Source organism: Megasphaera sp. AM44-1BH (assembly GCF_003467125.1).
Taxonomy (GTDB): domain Bacteria; phylum Bacillota; class Negativicutes; order Veillonellales; family Megasphaeraceae; genus Megasphaera.
In genome coordinates this window covers 1-3,848 of the sequence record NZ_QSFA01000044.1, presented here as the reverse complement: position 1 = coordinate 3,848, position 3,848 = coordinate 1, and the positions used below count along the sequence as shown (strand labels likewise).

Genomic DNA, 3,848 nt, shown 5'->3' with positions numbered 1-3,848 from the left:
ATTTAGATAGCTTGCAGCGGATTTACCAACGGCCAATGCTACATCACTCTCGCGTAGGCCCGTTTCTTCATTGACGGCACCTGGGTCGGGATGCCCGTTCGGCGCATGGCCGGGGTTCAGGAATACTTTCATTGCTTTTCTTCTCCTTTCTGATGAACAGCGGTTTTCACGGTCCCGCCGATGTAACCGAGCAAGCCAGAAGCGATGGACATGGCCAGCTCGTTGAGGGCATAAAAAATCGCCAAGATCAGTGCCATGACCAGCCCGATGACGACTATGCAATCAGGGATATTCACTTTTTCAAACATACTTACGCTACCACCTTAATCTGTAGTGTCACTTCTGCATTCGATTCCGAACGCTCTTTTAAATAAGTGTATAAAGTATCAGAAATTTTCCCAGACATTGTTGCCCCTAAATCTGTGTCTATATTATATGTCAAGTCTATGATTTCCTTGATCCCCGTTCCCGTTGTGACTTCAGCCTTACAGGCAGCATAGCGCTGTTCTTCTTTTACCAGGAATATCATCCCTTTATTATCCGCATCCTCGGCAACAACAATCCCTTCTATCTTAGGACTGTCCGGACTCTGCGCTAAGGTCATCAGCAGACTTCCTAAAAGGAACTGTGAGCCTTGTCCTTGCAGTGTAAGGTTCACAGTCGTAAAGGGACTGGTGGGAATCAAAACTGCATCCGTGGCACTGACAATCATGCCATCACTAATCGGCATAGACGCAGAAGCATATTGATGATTCGAACTGACAGTGCCCTGTTCTTTACCATTAACTGTGATTTTCCCGACGTAATAATCATTGTCTGCTTTTAGGGTAATATCGAGCATATTTTGATATTCTGTAGCATACACAGCATTTCTATCCGTATCATATTGCATCGATAACTCTGGATGATTGCAGGTAATCGTAATTTTTTGATGGTCTTTTTGCACCAGGGTTATTTTCTTCCGGGTATCCACACCAACAGATACGTTCGCTGTCCCTTCCACCAGTTCCCCATCGGCCGTATAGAACTTTTTTCCCCGAGCAACATCTCCAATTTCGGCTGTCGTATCGGACACTTCACAAAACCTTGCTTTGCCTCCCGCTGTAAGGGGTAATAATATGGATGGAACTTCCGTGTAATTAGCTCCCGCAATCTTAACATCCACTTTCATGGCTCAGTCCTCCTATTCAATGGTCAGCACTTTGGTCAGACTATCCTGGGATACTGCTACAGAGGTCAAGGAACCTGTCACTTTCGCTCCGTTAATATAGGCGGTTTTACCCGACACAATAGTACTCGCAGCTGCGGTAGCATCTGCCGTATCCACCACACTAGCCTTGCCAGCTACTCCCAGAATCGTCACACCTGCCTTGATGTTATCCGCGACCAGCTTGGCTTGTTCCTCGTTCGTGATGGTAACTGCGCCTTTGCCATTATGGTAGCCTGCCGGGATAGTATACGAACCGTCCACCTTGCCAATACGGCCACTGACAGCCCCATTATCTGGCATAGAGCCTGTCACTGAACCGGTTCCCAAGAATGCAGTTTTCCCATTCAGGATATCCACAGATACTGCAGTCGCCCCCGTTGTATCATAAAAAGTGGCGGCTCCCTCTCCTTCTGCTAGTGGAATCGAAACTTGAGGGACTTCTGCATACACTACGGAATTGATTTTTACATTTTTCGCCATGATGTTATTCTCCTTTACTCAACCTTTAACTCATATCCATTGAAGCTAATTCTGCCATAGTTCGACGGAATGGCAGCTACCGTAACCCGCTGCAAGGCATCGTAGCCCGCATCTGGTCGGATGATTTGTTTCTCTTTATTAGGAATGACCACTTTTTTTTGATAATTTCTGGAAGGTACCACCGGCACGGATAGAATCCCTTGCAGAGTATTTATTCCCTTTACAGTGCCTTTATACTTATCCATGGGTTGTTACCTCTCCCGTTATAATAAACGGACTGGGTGGAATGATTGTGTCTGTATACCCAGAGTCCAGCACCAATTCCACATCATACCAATAGGTTCCAAATGGAAGCTGTGCTGTATCTTCTGGTATCAGGATCAGAACACAGTTATTTTCTCGGCGCAGAATACCACTATCCAGATGCTTTTCTATCACTGTCTTTTCATCTGAAAGCTCCCGCTTAACGGTAAAAGTAAGCTGATCATCCGGACCTGGGATAAAGATGGCACCTGTCACCCGGTCCCGAATAATCAGCGTGATTTCAGCAGAATCCCCTCTTGTCAAAAAGAGCCGGTTTCGAATGACCGAAAAACCCATTCTATCACCTCCTACTCATTCTGCCGTTGCTCAATCACATCCAGGCGATGCTGCACGTGCCCCGTAGCTTCTTCCACCCGGGACAACCGCTCTGCCATCTGCTGTCGTTTGGATTCCGTATCGGATAGTTGCCTGCGCAGATGATCAATGCACTCCTGCAGGCTCCGTACTGATTGATTTAAGGGTTTGATGACGCTGAAATTGAAGATAACGCCGCAGAGCATCAGGACCGATACCAGAGATGCGGCCATCTGTAACCATTCAGCCATATTTCTCACCTCCTATCCCGTCCGCTGAAACATGTACACGACAATGGACGGCTGCATATTGTTGTGGGCTGTACCGCCCCCAGCATTTCCTGTATCAAAGGTATGCGCATGTTCTCCATTCCATGACGTATTCCCTGACCAGGTGCGGGAAGCACGAAATTCTACGACTACGCCATCTTCATCACCCTCATATCCAGATTTAGCATCATATCTGGCAATTCCGCCTGGATAAAAGGAGCCCCCCGGCGCAGGTAACCCCTGTTGGCCACGCACGGCGTCATCTCCCCCAAAGTTCCCCCATATTTCCATGTCCCCTCGGTTATGATTATGTCCACCACTTTTAGCCGTTGAACCACTATGCTTGTGAATCGGTATTTCCGCCAGGGTATTGGTGTGCTTCTCTTCGCCCAGCTTGTCCCCGGCCTTGTACATGGTCCCGCTGTCTGCTGCCCCGGCCCCGATCAGGCACCGCCCCATGGCAAAGGCCACCCAGGTCGTACCCGGCCAATACGTTGCGGGATTCTTCCCGTCCGTAGAAATGTAGATGGCATTGACAGGGAACGGACAAGCCTGGATCTTTGCCACAGCCTCTTCGTCCATATCCGCATAAGTGACCTTACCCCAGCTGCCGTTGCTATGCAGGACCGTATTCAGCTTCCCCGCAGCCGGTGACGGGACCATGCCGCTCTGGCCTGCTGTCTTCTCACCGCAGCCGCTGAAATCCGGCAGGGTGATGTCCCTCGTGCCATCAAACAGCACCCGGTGAATCTTCCGTCCCGTCTGCAGTTTCGACGCACTGGCCGCATTGCCGCTGATGCCGCTGGCATGGGCCTTGGCATCGGTCAGATGGGCGTTAATGTCAGCCGCCGTCGCAGAAATCCGCTCATAGAGCCGGGCATCATTGCTGACCAGCTGGGACACGGTCCTGTTCTGCTGATTGAAGACCACCGGGTCTTCCGAAAGATACTGAGGGAAAAGCACATCATAATCCAGCGTATTTTCCACGGCTTCTGTTGGCCGGACTTCCTGCCCGGCCCGGTCCGGAAAATCTGCCGACCACTTCTCCTTGATATACTCAGCCACTTGCCGTCACTCCTTTCCCGGATACGATGGTCGCTGTCGAGAACGTCGCCTCGCCATCCCAGTGGATCTTCCCGTTCCAGGAATAGCCCAAATAGATGGCATAGCCCAGATGGGCCGGCTTGTAGATGTCGAGCTGGGCAATCAGCTTCGAAAGCGTTACGGTATCCTTGTCATTCATAATGCAGTACACCTTGAAATAATATTCT

7 protein-coding genes and 1 pseudogene are annotated in these 3,848 nt (G+C 49.8%); all 8 read right to left on the bottom strand.

Going from position 1 to position 3,848, the window contains the following annotated elements:
- Window positions 1-128: 128 nt before the first annotated feature.
- On the bottom strand, window positions 129-308 hold the full coding sequence (locus tag DW949_RS13400; protein ID WP_026385700.1) for a hypothetical protein: 180 nt from the start codon (window positions 306-308) through the stop codon (window positions 129-131).
- 2 nt (window positions 309-310) lie between these two features.
- Window positions 311-1,171, bottom strand: coding sequence for a hypothetical protein (locus DW949_RS13395; protein WP_026385699.1), 861 nt, complete (start codon window positions 1,169-1,171; stop codon window positions 311-313).
- A gap of 12 nt (window positions 1,172-1,183) precedes the next feature.
- Complete coding sequence (locus DW949_RS13390; protein WP_118023667.1) at window positions 1,184-1,690, bottom strand: hypothetical protein; 507 nt, start codon at window positions 1,688-1,690, stop codon at window positions 1,184-1,186.
- A 14-nt stretch (window positions 1,691-1,704) separates the two neighbouring features.
- Complete coding sequence (locus DW949_RS13385; RefSeq protein ID WP_026385590.1) at window positions 1,705-1,935, bottom strand: hypothetical protein; 231 nt, start codon at window positions 1,933-1,935, stop codon at window positions 1,705-1,707.
- Window positions 1,928-2,290, bottom strand: a complete 363-nt coding sequence (locus DW949_RS13380) for a hypothetical protein (protein WP_118023666.1) — start codon at window positions 2,288-2,290, stop codon at window positions 1,928-1,930. Before DW949_RS13380 ends, DW949_RS13385 begins: the two co-directional genes overlap by 8 nt.
- An 11-nt stretch (window positions 2,291-2,301) precedes the next feature.
- A complete protein-coding gene (locus DW949_RS13375) occupies window positions 2,302-2,559 on the bottom strand; it encodes a hypothetical protein (protein ID WP_233539609.1) in 258 nt (85 codons plus the stop codon).
- 12 nt (window positions 2,560-2,571) lie between these two features.
- Window positions 2,572-3,642, bottom strand: a complete 1,071-nt coding sequence (locus tag DW949_RS13370) for a hypothetical protein (RefSeq protein ID WP_118023665.1) — start codon at window positions 3,640-3,642, stop codon at window positions 2,572-2,574.
- Window positions 3,635-3,848: pseudogene (locus tag DW949_RS13365) on the bottom strand (hypothetical protein); the annotation flags it as partial. The gene DW949_RS13370 and the pseudogene DW949_RS13365, both read right to left, overlap by 8 nt.

Excerpts from the sequence above, each read along its gene's own strand:
- DW949_RS13400 (WP_026385700.1), bottom strand. The coding sequence starts at position 308 with ATGTTTGAAAAAGTGAATATCCCTGATTGCATAGTCGTCATCGGGCTG.
- DW949_RS13395 (WP_026385699.1), bottom strand. The coding sequence starts at position 1,171 with ATGAAAGTGGATGTTAAGATTGCGGGAGCTAATTACACGGAAGTTCCA.
- DW949_RS13390 (WP_118023667.1), bottom strand. The coding sequence starts at position 1,690 with ATGGCGAAAAATGTAAAAATCAATTCCGTAGTGTATGCAGAAGTCCCT.
- DW949_RS13385 (WP_026385590.1), bottom strand. The coding sequence starts at position 1,935 with ATGGATAAGTATAAAGGCACTGTAAAGGGAATAAATACTCTGCAAGGG.
- DW949_RS13380 (WP_118023666.1), bottom strand. The coding sequence starts at position 2,290 with ATGGGTTTTTCGGTCATTCGAAACCGGCTCTTTTTGACAAGAGGGGAT.
- DW949_RS13375 (WP_233539609.1), bottom strand. The coding sequence starts at position 2,559 with ATGGCTGAATGGTTACAGATGGCCGCATCTCTGGTATCGGTCCTGATG.